The following is a 1,928-nucleotide window of genomic DNA, read 5'->3' as shown; positions in this document are numbered from 1 at the left end:
GTGAAGGACAGGCTGTAGTCGCGTGAATTCTTGCCGCCGCCCGCAGACAGCTTGATGAACTGACCGCGACCGAGGAAGTTGCGCTCGGTCACCGAGCCTTCGACCGACGGACCGGCCGTGTCGCCACCGGTCGAATAACCAGCGCCCACCGAGAACTCACCGGTCGATTTCTCAACCACGTCGACCACCAGAACGACCTGGTCGGGCTGCGAGCCAGGCACGGTCGAGATGTCGACTTTCTCAAAGTAGTTCAAGTTTTCCAGGCGCTTCTTCGCGCGCTGGATGAGCACCTGGTTGAAGGCGTCGCCTTCGCTGACGTCGAACTCCCGGCGAATGACATAGTCACGCGTGCGATCGTTGCCGCGGATCTCGATGCGCTCGATATAGGCCTTGGTGCCCTGGTCGATCGTGTAGACGACCGAAATGGTGTGGTTCTCGAAATTGCGGTCGCCGCGCGGCGTGACCTGCGCGAAGGCATAGCCGGAACCGGCCACCTTCTCGGTCAGCGCGATGATGGAATCCTCGACGTTCTTGGCGTTGTAGACGTCACCCTTGTGCGTCTCGATCACCGATTCCAGCGACTTGCCGTCGACTTCAGGGATCGTGCTCTCGACGCTGACATCGCCGAACGTGTAGCGGTCGCCTTCCTGGACGGTGATGGTGACCGTGTACTTGTTCGTCGCGCTGTCGAGCTCGCCGACGGCGGACACGACCTGGAAGTCGGCATAGCCGTGATTGTAGTAGAAGCGGCGCAGCAGCTCCTGGTCCGCGCGCAGCTTGTCATCGTCGTAGACGTCGTCGCGCAGGATGAAGGAAACCCAGGACGAACGCTTGGTGTTGATGATATCCGACAGGCGGCGGCTGGAATAGGCGCTGTTGCCGACGAAATTGATCGCCGCGATCTGCGTGCGATCGCCTTCGGCAATGTTGAAGACCACATTCACGCGATTGTCGCCAAGCTGCATGACCTGCGTGGTCACGGTCACGTCGTCGCGACCAATGCGCCTGTAGGCAGCCTTGACCGACTCCACGTCGGCATCGAGCGTCGCCTGCGAGAACGTTCCGCGTGGCTTCAGCTGCACCGCCGCCGCGAGCGCATTGTCCTTGAGTTTCTTGTTGTTCTGGAACAGCACCTGGTTGACAACCTGATACTCGGCAACCTTGACCACCAGCGTCGAGCCGACCTGGTTGATCTGCACATCCGAAAACAGGCCGGTGCCAAACAGTGCCTTGACCGCACCGTCGATATCGGAACTGGAGAAAGCCTTGCCCGGCTTGATGGTGATGTAATTGCGGATGGTCTCAGCGTCGATACGCTGGTTGCCGCTTACTTCGACTCTGCTGACGACAGCGGCTTCAGCCGCCGATGTGGCAACGAACTGCACTGCGAGCGCGCCTGGCACGACCATGGCCGCGGACAGGGTCACCGCGGACGCGGCGCTTAGAAACTTGGATGCTGCCTTCATCGGGCTTAATAACCTTTTCTCGTAGTCCCCACGGCGAGAAAACCGGACGTGCGGTAATTTCCCCTACCGTATTAACCGGATTTTCCCTACACGCAAGGCTTCTGGTTAATTTGTATTTACTTAACCCTGCGGCGTGGCTTTCGCGTCACTCATATCCCCTTGCATGGTAAACGGCGTCTCAACATCGTCCATGCAGAAGCCAAATTTCTTCATGATTTCAGCACCCAAACAGATCGTTCCAAAAAACGAACCCCATGAAGCACAGCACCAGAAGCAACCCGGCCCGATAGGCCATTTCCATCATCCGTTCCGACACCGGACGGCGAATGACAGCCTCCACCCCGTAGAACAAGAGGTGACCGCCGTCGAGAGGGGGAATCGGCAAAAGGTTCAGAATTCCGATGCCAACGGATAGCAGTGCAACCAGTTGCACGAGCCATTCGAATCCCAGTTTCGCAGCCC

2 protein-coding genes are annotated in these 1,928 nt (G+C 58.7%); both read right to left on the bottom strand.

Annotation, left to right across the window (positions count from 1 at the left end; all coding sequences use genetic code 11):
- Positions 1 to 1,466: outer membrane protein assembly factor BamA (gene bamA, locus EN884_RS34565; protein WP_128361065.1), on the bottom strand; the 1,466-nt coding region annotated here is incomplete at its 3' end.
- A gap of 217 nt (positions 1,467 to 1,683) precedes the next feature.
- A partial coding sequence (locus EN884_RS34560) for a site-2 protease family protein (protein WP_206617728.1) occupies positions 1,684 to 1,928 on the bottom strand: 245 nt, incomplete at its 5' end.

This window comes from Mesorhizobium sp. M7A.F.Ca.AU.001.01.1.1 (assembly GCF_004022735.1).
Taxonomy (GTDB): Bacteria; Pseudomonadota; Alphaproteobacteria; order Rhizobiales; family Rhizobiaceae; genus Mesorhizobium; species Mesorhizobium ciceri.
The sequence above is the reverse complement of the archived record's forward strand: the minus strand, read 5'-3'. Positions and strand labels throughout refer to the sequence as shown.